13 protein-coding genes are annotated in these 17,121 nt (G+C 69.4%); 3 read left to right on the forward strand and 10 right to left on the reverse strand.

Annotated elements, in window-relative coordinates:
• Positions 1 to 5: 5 nt before the first annotated feature.
• From AC07RM_RS10795 to AC07RM_RS10820, 6 genes are all read right to left on the reverse strand, one after another.
• A complete protein-coding gene (locus AC07RM_RS10795) occupies positions 6 to 2,942 on the reverse strand; it encodes a DUF4132 domain-containing protein (protein WP_495334439.1) in 2,937 nt (978 codons plus the stop codon).
• Between the two features lie 54 nt (positions 2,943 to 2,996).
• Positions 2,997 to 4,166: an MFS transporter gene (locus tag AC07RM_RS10800; RefSeq protein WP_495334440.1), complete on the reverse strand. Its 1,170-nt coding sequence runs from the start codon at positions 4,164 to 4,166 to the stop codon at positions 2,997 to 2,999.
• A 133-nt stretch (positions 4,167 to 4,299) separates the two neighbouring features.
• Positions 4,300 to 4,761: a YidB family protein gene (locus AC07RM_RS10805; protein ID WP_495334441.1), complete on the reverse strand. Its 462-nt coding sequence runs from the start codon at positions 4,759 to 4,761 to the stop codon at positions 4,300 to 4,302.
• A gap of 99 nt (positions 4,762 to 4,860) precedes the next feature.
• Positions 4,861 to 6,228, reverse strand: coding sequence for a M20/M25/M40 family metallo-hydrolase (locus tag AC07RM_RS10810; protein ID WP_495334442.1), 1,368 nt, complete (start codon positions 6,226 to 6,228; stop codon positions 4,861 to 4,863).
• Between the two features lie 109 nt (positions 6,229 to 6,337).
• Positions 6,338 to 7,072 carry a 16S rRNA (uracil(1498)-N(3))-methyltransferase gene (locus AC07RM_RS10815; RefSeq protein ID WP_495334443.1) on the reverse strand — a complete coding sequence of 245 codons (735 nt, stop codon included), beginning with the start codon at positions 7,070 to 7,072 and terminating at the stop codon, positions 6,338 to 6,340.
• A gap of 87 nt (positions 7,073 to 7,159) precedes the next feature.
• Entirely contained in the window at positions 7,160 to 8,278 is a 1,119-nt protein-coding gene (locus AC07RM_RS10820; protein ID WP_495334444.1) for an aminoglycoside phosphotransferase family protein, read from the reverse strand.
• A 235-nt stretch (positions 8,279 to 8,513) separates the two neighbouring features.
• Between AC07RM_RS10820 and AC07RM_RS10825 the strand changes: the two genes are divergently transcribed.
• From AC07RM_RS10825 to rsmA, 3 genes are read left to right on the forward strand one after another with little or no spacing between them, the layout of a single operon-like run.
• A complete protein-coding gene (locus AC07RM_RS10825; protein ID WP_495334445.1) occupies positions 8,514 to 11,126 on the forward strand; it encodes an LPS-assembly protein LptD in 2,613 nt (870 codons plus the stop codon).
• A gap of 21 nt (positions 11,127 to 11,147) precedes the next feature.
• The gene (locus AC07RM_RS10830) at positions 11,148 to 12,560 is read left to right on the forward strand and encodes a peptidylprolyl isomerase (protein WP_093343557.1); all 1,413 of its coding nucleotides are present in this window, start codon (positions 11,148 to 11,150) and stop codon (positions 12,558 to 12,560) included.
• A gap of 10 nt (positions 12,561 to 12,570) precedes the next feature.
• Positions 12,571 to 13,338, forward strand: a complete 768-nt coding sequence (rsmA, locus tag AC07RM_RS10835) for a 16S rRNA (adenine(1518)-N(6)/adenine(1519)-N(6))-dimethyltransferase RsmA (RefSeq protein WP_495334446.1) — start codon at positions 12,571 to 12,573, stop codon at positions 13,336 to 13,338.
• A gap of 97 nt (positions 13,339 to 13,435) precedes the next feature.
• On the opposite strand, the gene AC07RM_RS10840 is transcribed toward rsmA, so the two are convergent.
• The 4 genes from AC07RM_RS10840 to AC07RM_RS10855 form a co-directional block, all read right to left on the reverse strand.
• Positions 13,436 to 13,693: a hypothetical protein gene (locus tag AC07RM_RS10840; protein ID WP_143129161.1), complete on the reverse strand. Its 258-nt coding sequence runs from the start codon at positions 13,691 to 13,693 to the stop codon at positions 13,436 to 13,438.
• A complete protein-coding gene (locus AC07RM_RS10845; RefSeq protein WP_093344142.1) occupies positions 13,672 to 14,097 on the reverse strand; it encodes a barstar family protein in 426 nt (141 codons plus the stop codon). Before AC07RM_RS10845 ends, AC07RM_RS10840 begins: the two co-directional genes overlap by 22 nt.
• Before the next feature lie 50 nt (positions 14,098 to 14,147).
• Positions 14,148 to 14,564 carry a guanyl-specific ribonuclease gene (locus tag AC07RM_RS10850; protein ID WP_093344141.1) on the reverse strand — a complete coding sequence of 139 codons (417 nt, stop codon included), beginning with the start codon at positions 14,562 to 14,564 and terminating at the stop codon, positions 14,148 to 14,150.
• Positions 14,565 to 14,765: 201 nt separating this feature from the next.
• Positions 14,766 to 17,114 (reverse strand): NADP-dependent malic enzyme, encoded by a 2,349-nt coding sequence (locus tag AC07RM_RS10855; protein WP_093343554.1) that lies wholly within the window; start codon positions 17,112 to 17,114, stop codon positions 14,766 to 14,768.
• Positions 17,115 to 17,121: the final 7 nt, after the last annotated feature.

The following is a 17,121-nucleotide window of genomic DNA, read 5'->3' on the forward strand; positions in this document are numbered from 1 at the left end:
GGCGTTCAGGGCGCCGGCGCCCACACCGCGCGCTGCAGGTCGCGCTCGACCTCGCTCCACGCGATCGGCGCCACGTCGCCAAGGCAGCGGCCCTCGGCGCCCTCGAGCGCCACGCCCGCCACCGCCTGCTGCGCCTTCGGATCGGCCGCGCCCTGCACGTACCAGCCCTCCTCGACCCGCAGCCAGATCGCCAGGCCCTCGCCCACCGGCTTGCCGAAGCGATGGACCATTCCGCCGTCGCCGACCTCGCGCTGCCAGCCACGCGCTTCCAGGCCGAGCAGGCCGGCATTCGTCACCGTGCGGCCGGTCCACTGCGGCAGCGCGCGTTGCGTGCGCAGCGCCGGATCGAGCGCGAAGTGCGCCCGCGCGAGCTGCTCGAAGGGCTGCACGATCTCGTAGTCGGCCAGCACCGAGGCCCAGGCGGCGGCCAGCGCGGGGTTGCGTGCCGCGAACTCGAGCGGGTGCGCGATGCCGATGCGCGCGTTCTCGTCGTCGGGCAGCGCGAAGGGATCGTCGTGCGGATCGACCAGTTCGCCCTCGGCGCTCACGCGGAAGCTCGCTGCGAGTTCACCGCTCTCGTCGAACAGCCCCCACACCAGCTGCCGGACGAACACGCGCATCACCGGATGCCGCACCAGGAAGGCCATGAACTCGCCGTGCGTCCAGCGTCGCTGCTCGCACATCGCGGCCTCGAGCCGGCGCAGCTGCGTGGCCGCGACGGTCTTCGCCAGCTTGCGCAGTTCCTTGAGCTGCTCGGTCGCGGCGGCCGCCAGTGCCGCATCGTCGGCGGCATTGGGCTTGGGCAGCGCCTTCAGAGGCTTGCCCGCGCCGTCGCGCAGCAGGGGCTGCAGGCGGTCGTCCATCTGCAACGTGAAGCGGCGCGGGCCGAAGTCGAGCGCCAGGCCCGCGCGCGCATCGAGCCCGAACTCGGGCACCGTGCGGTCGGCCAGCTGCGCCAGGCTCAGGCCGCGCTGCGCCGCCACCTCGTCGAGCAGTGCCGAGGCCCGCGCGTTGAGGTCGGCGTAGCGCGTCTGGCGCGCGAGCTCGCCCAGGTGCATCAGCGCGGCGTCGCTGCCGATCTCGCCGAGCATCGCGAGCGCGTCGTAGGCGCGCACGCGGTCGAGCGCCGCGCGCCACTGGCGCAGCAGGCCCGCGAGCTGGCGCGCGGTCTCGTCGTCGCCGAGCCGGCCCTGCAGCGCGAACATCCAGCGCTCCTTGCCCGGGCGGCCGTTGCCGATCCACCAGGCCAGCAGCGCGCGTGCGAAACGCGCCAGCGCCTCGGGCGCGACCGCGGCCTGCAGCGCCGCGAGCCCCGGATACGGCGTCTCGGGCTTGCCGAGTGCCATCGTCATCAGCACGTCGGGCAGCAGCGCCGCCGGCAGCGCCCGCGTGGCGTCCGCCGCGAGCACCAGGCGCGGCAGCGTCGACAGCGGCAGTGACTTCGGCAGCGCCGGCAGCGTCTCGGGCAGCAGGTGTTCGGGTGCGATGGCGAGCAGCTGCGACACGGCCTCGGCCGCGGCCGAGCCGTAGGCCATGGCCTGCGCATGGACCGCATCGGCATGGCCGGCTTCGTGCAGCCAGCGCAGCGCGGCCTGCGCCGCATCGCGTGCGATGCCCGGCGCGCCGAGCGCGTCGGGCACTAGGCCGCGCGCGGCGGCCTCGGGATAGCGGCCGAGCCAGGCACAGGCTTCCTGCCGCACCCAGCGGTTGCCGTGGAAGCCCTTGGCGATCCAGGGCGCGAGCCGGTCCCATTCGATCACCGCGGCCAGCTCGAACATGGCGCGCGAGCCTTGCTTCAGATAGGGCGGCAGGCCCGGCAGCGCGGCGGTGCCGAAGCGGTGCAGCAGCGGCCGCAGGTAGCTCGCGTCGCCCATGGAGTGGCTCGCGGGTGGCAGCCGCGCGAACACCGCCATCGCCAGCGGCTCGGGCAATTGCCAGAGCTGGTCGCCGCAGCTCCACGAGTCGCCGGGCGGTTGGCCGAAGTCGTCCGCCGACAGGCTGGCGCCGTGGTCGCGGATCGCGTCCTCGATGCGCTCGGCCTTCAGGCCCAGCATCCACAGCGCCTTGCGCGGGCGGTCCCAGGCCCGGGCCTCGGGCGGCGGCTGCGTCGTGTGGTGCGGACGCGGGTACTCGGCCAACTGGCGTTCGCCGCGCTGCTGTGCGTCGCGCACTTCATCGGCCAGCCACTGCGCGGGTTCGCCGCCGACCGGCGGATAGCGCCGCGGCACCGCGTGCTGCCAGTGCAGGCGCGCAGTCCGTTCGACGACCTCGAGCGCCAGCACCGGGATCGCGGGCAGCGCCTGCCTGTCCTTCCAGGGCGGTGCGCGCAGGAAGGCCGGCCACTGCGCGGGTTCGGCATCGGCCAGTCCGCCGCCGTCGTCGGCCTGCAGCCGCGCGAGCGCCTTGCGCTGGGGCTCGTCGCAGGCCGCTTCGAGCGGCGCCTGCCATTCGGGATGCGCGGCCAGCAGTTCGAGCACCAGCGCCGCGCCGGCCTGGTGACGCGCCGGGTTGGCGGCCAGCAGTTCGCGCAGCACCAGCAGCGGCCAGCGCTCGGCCTGCTTCGCGAGCGCCGTCTTGCATTCGGGATGCCGGACCTGGCCCGCAAGGAAGCGCACCGCGTCGACGTGATGAATCGCGAGCAGGTCGGCCAGCGCCTCCTTGCGCGGCGCGGGCTCGAGGAACAGCGGCAGCGCGCCGGCGCCATGCAGTTCGAGCACGCTCAGTCTCTCCGGCCGCTGTTGCCAGGCGGGCTGCGGGTGGCGGCCGATGTGGTCGAGCTGCTCGTGCAGCGGCTGGGCCTCGGACAGCGTGGCGCCGCACTGGCGGCAGGGCGTGTTGCGGAATTCGGCGAGCGCGCCGCGCATCGCCGCGGTCCAGCGGACCGTGCCATCGGGCAACGCGCCCGGATCGTCACCCTGCTTCCCCTTGCGGCCAGCCGCCATCGCCTCTCCCCGTGGTTGATGCGGGCGGGATTGTCGGGGATGGCCGTGACCGCTTCAGGCCGCGCCGCGCGCGCGGCGGCGCGTGTGCGCAAGCCACAGCAGCGCGGCGCCGGTCAGCGCCACCGGCACCAGCGAACCGAGGTTCAGCAGCTGCCAGCCCTGGGTCGTCACCAGCACGCCCGAGGCGAAGGAGGTCAGCGCCAGCGTCGCGAACACGCAGAAGTTGAGCGCGCCCTGGGCCCGGTCGCGCTCCTCGGCCGTGTAGGCGGTCAGCGACAGCGTGGTGCTGCCGGTGAAGAGGAAATTCCAGCCCACGCCGAGCAGGCACAGCGCGATCGCGAAGTGCCGCAGCTCCACGCCCGACAGCGCGACCGCGATGCAGGCCAGGTTCAGCAGCAGCCCCGCGCCCATCACCGGCAGCGCGCCGAAGCGGCGGATCAGGTGGCCGGTGAAGAAGCCCGGCGCGAACATGCCGATCACATGCCATTCGAGCACCAGCGCCGCGTCCTCGAACGGCAGGCTGCAGATCTGCATCGCGATCGGCGTCGCGGCCATCAGCAGGTTCATCACGCCGTAGCCGAGCGCGCCCGCGGCGGCGGCCACGATGAACACCGGTTGCCGCGCGATCTCGGCCAGCGGCCGTCCGCCGCCCTGGGCGCGCGCGGAAGGCGCGGGGAACTCGATGAAGCGCATGAGCGCCACCGACAGCAGCGCCACCAGCGCGAGCGCGAGGTAGGCGCCCGCGAAGGGCACGGCGAACATCTGGCGCGTGGCGGCCGCGAGGTTCGGGCCGGCCACCGCGCCGATCAGCCCGCCGGCCATCACCAGCGAGACCGCCTTTTCGCGCCAGTCGGGCGCCGCGAGCTCGGCGGCCGCGAAGCGGTAGAGCCCCGCGTTGGCGTTGTAGTAGCCCGCGACCACGGTCGCGAAGCACAGCAGCCAGAAGTCCTTCGAGAACGCCGCATAGGCGCACAGCAGCGCCGAGCCCAGCGCCACGGCCAGGCCGATCTGGAACGCGCCGCGCCGGCCGAACCGGCGCTGGCTGCGCACCACCAGCCCGGTGGCGAGCGCGCTGCCGACCACATAGCCCATCACGGGCAGCGTCGCCATCCAGCCGCGCGGCGCGATCGCGAGGCCGACCAGGCCGTTGATCGCGATGAAGGTGACGTTGTTGGTCAGGAACAGGCCCTGGCAGATGGCGAGCAGCCAGAGGTTGCGATTCATGGGGGAGGAAGCGGCACGGGGGTTGCGGACGATGGGAGAGCCCGCGGTTCTACGCGAACGGGCCGGGCTGCGCCAGCGGGCCAAAAAAAAAGCGCCCTCGCGGGCGCCGAATCCTTGATCCGCTTCTTGCAATTCAGGACTGCCGGCCTTGCAGCAGGCCGCTGAGCGAACCCAGCAGATCTTCATGGTTGCCGAGCCCCTGCTCGGGCACCTTGCCGTGCGGCGTGAGCTGATCGATCAGGGCCGGCAGCATGGTGGCGAGCATCGGCAGCAGGGTCTGCGCATTGATGCCGAGCTTCGAGGCGATGTTGGCGATGGTGTCGCCGCCCAGCGCGTCCTGCAGCTGGCCGCCCGAGACCGGCAGGTTCTCACCCTTGCCGACCCACGAGCCGATGACGTCGCCGAGGCCCGCCTGCTCGAATTTGGAAACCAGGCCGCCGAGGCCGCCTGCACCGCCGTTGTTGGCGAGCAGGCCGCCCAGCGCGCCGGCCAAGTCTCCCAGATCGCCCAAGCCGCCGAGTCCTCCGCTTTGGGGCTGCTGCTGTTGCGCAGCGCCTCCAAGCACCTGACCGAGTACCGAGTCGAGCAATCCCATGGCTTTTTCCTTGGTGTGTGACAGAACCGCGGGATTTTCCCAGGCGGTGGAATGTTGCCGAAATCTTGCTTGCTGACTTTCGGCTTACAACGTGACAAATTACTTGGTACGTGCCGCGCGTTTGGGCAGCAGGGCCGGACTCACGCCCGGAACGCCAACCAGGCCGAGCACGGTGACCAGCGAATTCTGCGCGCCTTTCCATCCATCTGTCACGTCGATCCACTCGTTGGTCGAATGGGATCCGCCCGACTTGCCGCCGCCGCCGATGATGATCGCGGGGATGCCCAGCGAGATCGGCACGTTGGCGTCGGTGCTGCCGCCGCGCAGCAGCGTCTTGTGGCCGAAGGCGCTGTTCGAGCGCACCGCGGCCTCCACGATCACCGAGTCGGTCGGCGTGCGGCCGCCGGGCCGGTCGCCGATCAGCTTGGTGCTCACGCTCAGCGTGTTCACGTTCCAGCGCTTGTTCTCCTCGGCCACGGCCTCGTCGAGCGTGGCCAGGATCTTCTTCTCGGCTTCGAGCAGCGAAGCCATGTCGTCCGAGCGGATGTCGATCGCCATGCGCGCATCGGGCGCGATGGTGTTGACCGAGGTGCCGCCGCCGACCGTGCCGACCGTGAAGGTGGTCTTGGGGAAGCTCGGCGTGCGCACCTCGGCGATCTTGGCGATGGCGCGGCCCATGCCGTGGATCGCGCTGGGCACCTGGCCGAAGGCGCCGAAGCTGTGGCCGCCCGGGCCCTTGAAGTTCACCTCGTAGCGATGGCTCGCGGTGCCCAGCACCAGCACGTGGCCGTCGGGCGAGGGCTCGAGGCCGACCATGCCGTCGATGTCGAGGTGGTCGCGGAAGATCGCCTTCATGCCGCGCAGGTTGCCCAGTTCTTCCTCGCCGACGTTGGCGACGAACAGCAGGTCGCCCTGCGTCTGGACCTTGTTCTCGTTGAGCACCTTGAGCCAGGACAGCAGCACCGACAGCCCGCGCGTGTCGTCGGCGATGCCGGGCGCATAGAGCTTGCCGTCGCGTTCCTTCACCTTCACGTCAGTGCCGGCCGGGAACACGGTGTCGAGGTGGGCCGAGACCAGCAGCTTCGGGCCGTGGCCGGTGCCCTTGCGCAGGCCGACCACGTTGCCCTCGGCGTCGATGCGCGCATCCGACAGGCCGAGGGCCTTCATGCGCGCGAGGAAGGCCTCGGCACGCTTCTGTTCCTTGAAGGGCGGCGCCTCGATCTCGGTCAGCGTTTTCAGCTCTTCCACCGTGCGCTCATGGTCGGCCTTCACCGCGTCGAGCAGCTTCTGGATCGCGGGCGCGGCCATCAGCTGCGTGTAGGCCCGGTCGACTTCGGGGTTCACCTGCGCCGGCGTGGGTGCCACCGGCGCGCTCTGCGCCTTGGCGAGCTGGACGGTGCCGAAAGCCGCCAGTGCGACGGCGAAGGTCAGCGGGGCGAGCCGGGGCGCGCGAAGCGGTCGATGCATGGGCGAAGGATCCTTTGGAAACGATGCAATGGAACGTGACGCTCCATTGTTCCGAAAGGCCCGCGCTCGCGCGTCGCGGAAAACACCCAGGAGGATGCGGGCCGCCGGCTCAGGCGAGTCGCACCAGCGCCGCGAGCGCGGCGGTCTCGGCGCGCAGCACGCGCGGGCCCAGGGTCACGGGCGCGAAGCCGCGCGCGATGGCCTCGGCCTCCTCGGTGCCGCTCAGGCCGCCCTCGGGGCCGCTGAGCACCTGCACCGCGTCCGGGTCGCCACCGGCCTGCGCGAGCGCATCGCCGAGCGCGCGCGTGCCCTCGGCCAGGCTCAGCACGAGGCGCAGTGCCGGGCCGTGCCCGCCGTCATCCGGCGCCGCATCGAGCCAGCCGGGAAACGGCCGCACCGGATGGATCACCGGCACCTGGTTGCGCCCGCACTGCTCGCAGGCCGCGATCGCGATGGCTTCCCAGTGCGCGCGCTTCTTCTCGGCGCGCTCGCCGGCCAGCCGCAGCACGCCGTGCGCGGTGACCAGCGGCTGGATGCTCGCCACGCCGAGCTCGGTGGCCTTCTCGACCAGCCAGTCCATGCGCTCGTTGGCCGGCATGCCGACCGCCAGGTGTACGGCGCGCGTCGCCTCGCTCTCGCGCGCCGTGTGCGCACCGACGACCACGCTGACCTCGCTGCGGCCCATGCGCTCGACCGTGGCCGCGTACTCGCCGCCGCTGCCATCGAACAGCGTGATGGCATCGCCGGGCTGCAGCCGTAGCACCTGCACGTGGCGCGCGGCACCGGGCGGCAGCGCCAGCGTGGCGCCGGCATGCAGTGGAACGGAGCAGTGAAAACGCGGCATTGCTATGAGATTCGTAGCTGCATTCCCATGTTGCATGGGCGATACAGCGTCTCTTTCTTCAGATTCCGTTCAGCGCTTCTTCAGCGATCAGACCCGGCCGTAGGCGAAGCCGGTGGTCGCGGTCGTGCCCTCGACCTCGTCGATCACCCGCAGCAGCGGCGTGAGTTCGCTGTAGCGGCTGGCGGTGGCGCGGATGTAGGCGATGAAGCGCGGCGTGTCGGCGAGGTAGCGCGGCTTGCCGTCGCGCAGCGTGAGCCGCGCGAAGATGCCCGCGACCTTGAGGTGGCGCTGCAGGCCCATCCACTCGACCGCGCGGTAGAAGGCGCCGAAGTCCTCGTCGACCGGCAGGCCGGCCTTGCGGGCCTTCTGCCAGTAGCGCACGGTGATGTCGAGCACGAACTCCTCGTCCCAGCTCAGGAAGGCATCGCGCATCAGGCAGGCGATGTCGTAGGTGATCGGGCCGTAGACGGCGTCCTGGAAGTCGAGCACGCCCAGCGGCGTCTTCGCGCGCTCGGCGAGCGTGTCGCCCGGCGCCACCATGAGGTTGCGCGGCATGAAGTCGCGGTGCACGTAGACGCTGGCCGCGGCGAGGTTGCTGTCGACGATCAGCTTGAAGCTGCGCTCCAGCCGTTCCTTCAGCTTGCCCTCAATGGCGACGCCGCGGTGGCGACTCAGGTACCACTCGGGGAACAGCGACAGCTCGCGCTCGAGCAGCGCCCGGTCGTAGGGCGGCAGCACGCCGGGCTTCGACGAGAGCTGCCAGCGGATCAGCGCGTCGATCGCCTGGTCGTAGAGCGGGCGGCTGGTGTCGGGCTGCTCGGGGTCGAGCACCTCGAGCATGGTCTGGCGGCCGAGATCGTCGAGCAGCAGGAAGCCGTGGGCCTGGTCCCATTCGAGCACCCGCGGCGCATGCACGCCGGCCTCGGCCATGAGTTGCGCCACCTGGACGAAGGGCGCGCTGTTCTCCTTGTCGGGCGGCGCGTCCATCACGATGCGCGTGCCCTCGGGGCCGGTGCCGTCGACGCGGAAGTAGCGACGGAAGCTCGCGTCGGCGGAGGCGAGCCGCATGGTGTCGGGCAACAGGCGATGCGTCGTCGCGATGCCGGCAAGCCAACCCCGGAACGCTTCGGCCCGTTGCGGATCAGTCCAGGAAATGGCCCCATGGAGGGCTGGGGCCGTGGAGGCCGAGGGCGGGGGTGCTGTCATGGATAATCGATTCTACAAACCGCCTGGCACGGCAACCTCTGCGATCGGCGCCCGATCGGACCGGTTCGCCGCCGGCTCCTGCAACCGGCCGGCCTGCCGCGCCGCCTCCCCCGACGTTTCCTTTGTCCGAACCGATGCCTACGAATCCATGCCCCGACGCCTGGCACCTTGTGCGCTCGCTGCCTTCCTCGGGAGGACGCCGGGCTCTTCTCGGAACGGATCGGCGGGAGGCCTGATGAGCCGACGAGTCGACGTGCGCCGTTCCGGCCCGCCGCTGCCGCTGGCCCTCCTGACGCTGGCGCTGCTGCACGCGCATGGCGCGTCGGCGCAGGGAACGGGCCTCGACGGCCCGCTCACGCTCAAGCGCACGCCCCAGCTCGCCGAAACCATTCCGCCGCTGCTGCGCAGCCAGCTGCCCAGCCTCGTGAGCGGCGACCGCATCTCGGGCCGGCCCGACCTCGAGACCGTGGTGGAAGGCAATGCCAGCCTGCGGCGCGGCGAAACTTCCATCACCGCCGACCGCCTCGAGTACTACCAGCCCGACGACCGCGCGCGCGCCACGGGCAACGTGCGCGTCAACCAGGCCGGCAACGTCTACGAGGGCCCCGAGCTCGAGCTCAAGCTCGAGACCTTCGAGGGCTTCTTCAACAACGTGCGCTACTCCTTCCTCGCCAATGGCGGACATGGCGACGCGCAGCGCATCGACTTCGTCGACACCAACGTGTCGGTCGCGCGCCAGGCCACCTACACGACCTGCCGCCGCGAGGACTTCCCCGGCTGGATGCCCGCCTGGATCCTGACCGCCGCCTCGCTCACCACCGACACCGAGGAGAACGTGGGCGTCGCCAAGGACGCGCGGCTGAGCTTCATGGGCATCACCACGCCGGCGCTGCCCAGCATGAGCTTCCCGCTGTCGAACGAGCGCAAGAGCGGCCTGCTGCCGCCCACCATCGGCATCGACAACACCAACGGCATCGAGTATTCGCAGCCGTACTACTGGAACATCGCGCCGAACCGCGACGCCACCATCACGCCGACGCTGATGTCCAAGCGCGGCATCAACCTGGGTTCGGAGTTCCGCTATCTCGAGAAGGGATACAACGGCACGATTCGGCTCGACCTGATGGGCAGCGACCGGCTGGTGGGGCAGCGCTTCAACGAGGCGCGCGCCACGCAGTTGCAGCAACTGGCCAGCGGCCAGATCCAGGCCAAGGACCTCGACCTGCGGCAGCCCGGTTCCCGGCGCTGGGGCATCTGGGCCAACCATCGCCAGGATTTCGATGCCAAGGCGCTCGGCCTCGATTCGCTCTCGGCCTCCATCAACATCAACCGCGTCAGCGACAACGACTACTGGCGCGACTTCACCCGCACGCCCACGCTGTCGCAGCGCCTGCTGCCCAACGACGCCACGCTCAACTGGAGCAAGGGCGACTGGAACGGCGTGGTGCGCGCGCTGCGCTACCAGACGCTGCAGTACAGCCTGGCGCCGGTGGTGCCGTCGTACGACCGGATGCCGCAGATCACGGCCAACTACAACAAGTACGACTGGGGCGGCTTCGACTTCTCCTTCACCACGGACTACACGCGCTTTCGCGTGAACCGCATCGCCTCCGGCCAACCCGGCTATGACGCAGTCCAGCAGTCGCAGCCCGACGGCGATCGCCTGTATGCCGTGGCGGCGCTGAGCCGGCCCTTCATCACGCCGAGCACCTTCGTCATCCCGAAGGTGCAGCTGCACGCCACCACCTACAGCTACTACGTGCCGCAGGGCGACATCCCGAAGCTCACGCTCAACAACGTGCAGTACGTGAACGGCATTCCGTACGACCAGAATTCGCCGGTGTTCTGGTCCACGTCGTCGAACCGCACGGTGCCGACCTTCAGCCTCGACAGCGGCCTGATCTTCGAGCGCGACGCGAGCTTCTTCGGCCGCGCCTTCCGCCAGACGCTGGAGCCGCGTGCCTACTACGTCTACACGCCCTTCCGCGACCAGAGCAAGCTGCCGAACTACGACACGGCGGCCAACGACTTCAGCTTCGCGACCATCTACACCGAGAACGCGTTCTCGGGCAACGACCGCATCTCCGACACCAACACGCTCACCACGGGCGTGACCTCGCGGCTGATCGACCCCGACACCGGCGTCGAGGCCGCGCGCTTCGGCGTCGCGCAGCGGCTGCGCTTCTCCGACCAGCGCGTCACGCTGCCGGGCGCGAATCCGGTCACGGACCGCGCGAGCGACCTGCTGCTGGGCGGCCAGATCAACTGGACGCCCAAGTGGAGCCTGGACACGGTCATCCAGTACAACCCCGACACCCGCAAGTCCACGCGCAGCGCCATCAGCGCGCGCTACAACCCGGCGCCCTATCACAACGTGAACATCGCGTTGCGCTACCAGGCGCCCAGCGAGGCCTACCTCGCGGCCAAGGCGCTGAACCCGAACACCACCACCGTCAACGACGGCAGCAAGTCGATCGACGTCGGCTGGCAGTGGCCGCTCAACGACTTCTGGGGCGACAAGGGCAAGGACCTCGGTCCCGGCAAGGGCCAGGGCGGCGGACGCTGGTACGCGGTGGGCCGTCTGAACTACGACCTGCAGGACCGCAAGCTCACCGACGGCGTCCTCGGCGTCGAATACGACGGCTGCTGCTGGATCGGGCGCGTGGTGCTGCAGCGCATCACCACCGGCCAGGTGACGGCCAACACCCGCATCATGTTCCAGCTCGAATTCGTCGGTTTCGCCGCCGTCGGCTCGAGCCCGATGCAGGCCCTGCGCACCAACATCCAACGCTACCAGCCCCTGCGCACACCGGTCGAAGGGCCGAGCCGCTTCACCAATTACGACTGAGACGAGAGACCGAGCAACGCCATGAAACACATCCGTTCCATTCTCAGCCTGGCCTGCCTCGCCGCGCTGGCCGCAACTGCCGGCGCCCAGCAGGGTTTCCGCTCCGGCGGCGGCATCACCGACATCATGCGCGCCGGTCCGCGCCTGGCACCGCCGGCCGCCCGGCCCGCCGCGCCGGCCGCACCGGTGCAGCGCTCGGCCGAGTTCATCGTCGCGCTGGTCAATTCCGAACCGATCACCAACACCGAGGTGCTGACCCGCGTGCAGCGGCTGATCCAGGAGAACCCCGACGCCGAGCGCGTGCCGCGCCCCGAACTCGGGCGCATGGTGCTCGAGCGGCTGATCTCCGAGCGCGCGCAATTGCAGCTCGCGAAGGAAACCGGCATCAAGGTCGACGAGATCGCCATCGACCAGGCCGAACAGACCGTCGCGCGCCAGAACCAGCTGACCCTGCCCGAGCTGCGCCAGCGCGTGGCCGCCGAAGGCATCAGCCTGCAGGCCTTCCGCAACGACCTGCGCGACCAGCTCCTGCTCACGCGTCTGCGCGGCCGCGAGGTCGATTCGAAGGTCAAGGTCAGCGACGCCGAAGCCGACCAGTTCCTGCAGGACCAGCGCAACAGCGGCGGCAAGGGCGATCCGTCCATGCTGAACCTCAACCTCGCGCAACTGCTGGTGGCCGTGCCCGAGAACGCCACCGACGCGCAAGTGGCGCAGGCGCAGCAGAAGGCCCAGGGCCTGGCGCAGCGCGCGCGCGCCGGCGAGGACTTCTCCAAGCTGGTGCAGAGCAACTCCGACGCCCCCGATCGCGCCAATGGCGGCGCGCTCGGCATGCGCACCGCCGACCGCTATCCGCCGCTGTTCGTCGAGGCCGTCCAGTCCACGGCCGTGGGCGGCATCGTCGGGCCGGTGCGCTCCTCCGCCGGTTTCCACGTCGTCAAGGTGATCGCCAAGGAACAGGTCGGCTCGGCCGACGCGGTGGTCACGCAGACCCATGCGCGCCACATCCTGCTGCAGAACGATCCCAAGCGCACCACCGAGCAGGCGGTGGCGCAACTGGCCGAATTCAAGCGGCGCATCGAGGCCAGTGGCGGCAGCGTCGACTTCGCCAGCCTGGCGCGCGACAACTCGCAGGACGGCAGCGCCAAGGACGGCGGCGACCTCGGCTGGGCACGCCCGGGCATGTACGTGCCCGAGTTCGAGGAAGCCATGAACCGCCTCGCTCCGGGCCAGATCAGCGATCCCGTGGTGTCGCGCTTCGGCGTCCACCTGATCCAGGTGCTCGAGCGCCGCAACGTCAAGCCGAGCCAGGACGAGCAGCGCGAAGCCGCCCGTGCCGTGCTGCGCGACCAGCGCACCGAGGAAGCCTTCAACACCTGGGCGCAGGAAGTGCGCGCGCGCGCCTACGTCGAGTTCCGCGAGCCCCCGCAGTCCTGATCGACACACGATGGCGCACATTCCCAGGAAGCGCTTCGGTCAGCACTTCCTGTCCGACGGCGGCATCATCGATGCGATCGTGCGCGAGATCGCGCCGCAGCCCGGCGACCCCATGGTCGAGATCGGTCCCGGCCTCGCGGCGCTCACGCAGCCGCTGGTCGAGCGGCTCGGCCGGCTTACCGTGATCGAACTCGACCGCGACCTCGCCAAGCGGCTGCGCAGCCATCCGCAGCTCGAGGTGGTGGAGTCCGACGTACTCAAGGTCGACTTCGCGGCGCTGGCGGCGAAGGTGCCGACCACCGCGCTGCGCGTGGTCGGCAACCTGCCCTACAACATCTCCACACCGATCCTCTTTCACCTGCTGGGCTATGCCCACCTGGTGGCCGACCAGCACTTCATGCTGCAAAAGGAAGTGATCGACCGCATGGTGGCGCGGCCCGCCACCTCGGACTACAGCCGCCTGAGCGTGATGCTGCAGTGGCGCTACGAGATGGAGAACGTGCTGTTCGTGCCGCCCGAGAGCTTCGATCCGCCGCCGCGCGTCGACAGCGCCGTGGTGCGCATGGTGCCGCTGGCCGCGCCGCCGGCGGTCGATGCGAAGCGGCTCGAGGAGATCGTGCAGGTCGCGTTCAGCCAGCGCCGCAAGCTGCTGCGCCACACGCTGGGCAAGTGGCTCGACGAGCACGGCTTCGCCGGCGAATTCGACACGCAGCGGCGCGCCGAGGAAGTGCCGGTCGAGCAGTACGTGGCGCTGGCGCAGACGCCGGGGCTCGGCTGAGCGGCCGTTGCCTGCGGGAGAAACGAAAAAACCCGTCGATGACGGGTTTTTTCTTGCGGTGCCGGAACGCGCCCGGCGAGCGCTTCTTTCTTCTTGATTACGCCGCGGCGAGCCAGTAACCCGCGTTGAACGGGCTGCTCATGCGCAAGGCGAGTGGCGAGACGTCGACCAGTTTGTCGGTCGGCATTTTTTCGCCGGTGGGTTCGTCGGTCGCGGTGGCCGTCACCGCGGGGGGGACGGTCGCCGGGTCGATCTGGATGCCATCGAGGGTTGCCGCGCTGGTCGGCTGGGCCTCGTTCGCCCGTTCTGCTTGGCTGGTTTGTGCAGAACGGGCTACAGAAAAGAATAGAAGCACCGGAAGGGCACCTTGCGGTCGCCCCAGTAGTCCGACGCGTCGCGGAAGATGTCGAGCAGCTGCTCGCGCGCTTCCTTGTCGAACTTGCCGTTGGCCGGGATCTGTTCGAGAACGATCACGAAACCGGGCTGCGGGCCCGATTTATGCAATGGATCGGTCATGCAGTCGTACAGCGCGTCGAAGTTCTTGCCGAAGTGCGCCGGAAAGGTGAACTGCTGGGCGATCAGGTCGAGCACGTCCTGCTTGGTCTGTGCGTTGCCGAGGTTGGCATACAGGAAGTGCTGGCCCGCCGCATTGGCGGCGTCCTGCAGGTCGCTCACGCGGAACGCGCGAATCGATTGCACGATGTTCGGGCGTACGGCACGAAGGGATAAAGTCATCTCCGCTGGTCTTTCCATAGTCATCATCATTTCTTCGGGGCGCTTCGGTGCGCCGCTCAAGTCGTTGTCGTCGCTCATGGCGTGATCCGTCTGAAACTCGCGTAGTGGTCCGCCGTGTACCAGCAGGCCTCGGGTGCCGTTCGCTTCTCGCCGCCGCATACGATGCGCCGGGCACCGCGATCGCGCGATCCGGGCGTGCTCACCGTGTACTCGCGATAGTGGCCGCGCCGGGCCGAGGGCAGGAGCCGCTCGCGATTGCCGAACACCGAGCCGTCCTTGTCGTACCGGAAGGGACCGCCGTTCAGGATGGCTTCGTAGGTACGCTGGCCTTGCACCGGCAGCTCGGCCAGCGCAATCGTTTCCTGGGCGGTGGAATTCCCGGCGCCGAACCATCCGCGGGCCTCGGCCCCCGTCGTCGCCAGCGCTGCCAGCATGAAGCCGGTGAGCGCAAACTTAGCGACAGAGGACGTGATCGAGGCGCAAGACGCCATCGCCATAAAGAGGCACCACAAGAAAAGAGCGGGGGGTTCGGATCAGCGATCAACCTTGGGGTTAACCCGCAAATCCAAGCCCGCGAGTGTGCACCACGCTGGCGAAAATAGCAAGCGACTGCCCAAAGTTTGAGCAGCATCGAGGGCTTGACAGGGACGCCATAAGTTGGCGTCCACTCTCGAAGAAATGCTTGCTAAAGCTTAACGTTCTGCGTTGGCGTCGGCCACCGTGAGCGCCGACATGTTCACGATGCGCCGCACGGTGGCGCTCGCCGTGAGAATGTGCACAGGTTTGGCCGCTCCGAGCAGCACCGGGCCGATCGCGATGTTGCCGCCGGCCGCCGTCTTGAGCAGGTTGTAGGAAATGTTGGCCGCGTCGATGTTCGGGAAAACCAGCAGGTTGGCATCGCCGGCCAGCGCGCTGTGCGGCATGACCACCGCGCGCTGCTTGCTGTCGAGCGCCACGTCGCCGTGCATTTCGCCATCGACCTCGAGCCAGGGCGCCTGCACGCGCAGCAGGTCGAGCGTCTTGCGCATCTTCAGCGCGCTCGGCTCGTTGCTGGTGCCGAAGTTCGAGTGCGACAGCAGCGCCGCCTTGGGCTTGAGGCCGAAGCGCATCATCTCCTCGGCCGCCATGGTCGTGATCTCGGCCAGTTCCTCGGGCGTCGGGTCGTAGTTGACGTGGGTGTCGACCAGGAACACCTGGCGGTCGGGCAGCAGCAGGCCGTTCATGCAGGCATACACCGGCACGTCCTGCGGGGTGCTGGCGCAGCCGCCGGGGCGCTTGCCGATCACCTGGTCGATGTAGTGCAGGTGGATCAGCGTGGTGCCCCAGGTTCCGCAGATCATGCCGTCGACCTCGCCCTTGTGCAGCAGCATCGCGCCGATCAGCGTGAGGCGGCGGCGCATCTCGATCTTGGCGACCTGCACCGTGATGCCCTTGCGTTCGGTCATGCGGTGGTAGGTCTGCCAGAAGTCGCGGTAGCGGTGGTCCTGCTCGACGTTGACCACGTCGTAGTCGAGCTCTTCCTTCAGGCGCAGGCCGAACTTCTCGATGCGCTGGGCGATGATGGCCGGACGGCCGATCAGCGTCGGGCGCGCGATGCCCTCGTCGACCACGATCTGCGCCGCGCGCAGCACGCGTTCTTCCTCGCCCTCGCAGTAGGCCACGCGCTTCTTCGGCGCGCGCTTGGCGGCGTCGAAGATCGGCTTCATGGTGGTGCCCGAGGCATAGACGAAGCTCTGCAGCTTGTCGCGGTAGGCGTCCATGTCCTTGATCGGACGCAGCGCCACGCCGCTTTCCTCGGCCGCCTTGGCCACGGCCGGCGCGATCTTCATCATCAGGCGCGGGTCGAAGGGCTTCGGGATCAGGTATTCGGGGCCGAACGACAGCTTCTCGCCGACGTAGGCCGCCGCCACGCGCTCGCTCTGCTCGGCCTGCGCCAGCTCGGCGATGGCATGCACCGCGGCGATCTCCATCTCGTCGGTGATCGTGGTCGCGCCCGAGTCGAGCGCGCCGCGGAAGATGTACGGGAAGCACAGGACGTTGTTGACCTGGTTCGGGTAGTCGGTGCGGCCGGTGGCCATGATGATGTCGTCGCGCACCGTGCGCGCGTCTTCGGGCGTGATCTCCGGATTCGGATTGGCCAGCGCGAAGATCACCGGGCGCGTCGCCATCTTGGCGACCATCGCGGGCTTGAGCACGCCGCCGGCCGACAGGCCGAGGAACACGTCGGCCCCCTCGATCACCTCGGCCAGCGTGCGCGCCGTGGTGTTCTGCATGTACTGGCGCTTGTCGTCGTCCATCAGCTCGGTGCGGCCTTCGTAGACCACGCCGGCCAGGTCGGTCACGAACACGTTCTCGCGCTTCAGGCCGACCTTGAGCAGCAGGTTCAGGCAGGCCAGCGCCGCGGCGCCCGCGCCCGAGGTCACGAGCTTCACGTCGGCGATGTCCTTGCCGGCGACCTTCAGGCCGTTGAGCATGGCCGCCGCCACGGTGATCGCCGTGCCGTGCTGGTCGTCGTGGAAGACCGGGATCTTCATGCGCTTGCGCAGCTCGCGCTCGACGTAGAAGCAGTCGGGCGCCTTGATGTCCTCGAGGTTGATCGCGCCGAAGGTGGGCTCAAGCGCGGCGATCACCTCGACCAGCTTCGCGGGGTCCTTCTCGTCGATCTCGATGTCGAACACGTCGACGCCGGCGAATTTCTTGAAGAGAACGCCCTTGCCTTCCATCACCGGCTTGGAGGCCAGCGGGCCGATGTCGCCGAGCCCCAGCACCGCGGTGCCGTTGGTGATGACCGCCACGAGGTTGCCGCGCGCGGTGTACTTGAAGGCGTTGGCCGGGTCCTTGACGATCTCCTCGCAGGGCGCGGCCACGCCGGGCGAGTAGGCCAGCGACAGGTCGCGCTGGTTGACCATCTGCTTGGTCGCGGCGATCGAGATCTTTCCGGGGACCGGGAACTCGTGGTACTCGAGGGCGGCACGTCGAAGTTCGGCGCGTTTGTCTTCGGGCGAGGGAGTCGAGGATGACGAAGGGGTCGTGTCAGACATGTGCCGT

It is taken from the genome of Variovorax sp. GW821-FHT09B05, assembly GCF_059418265.1.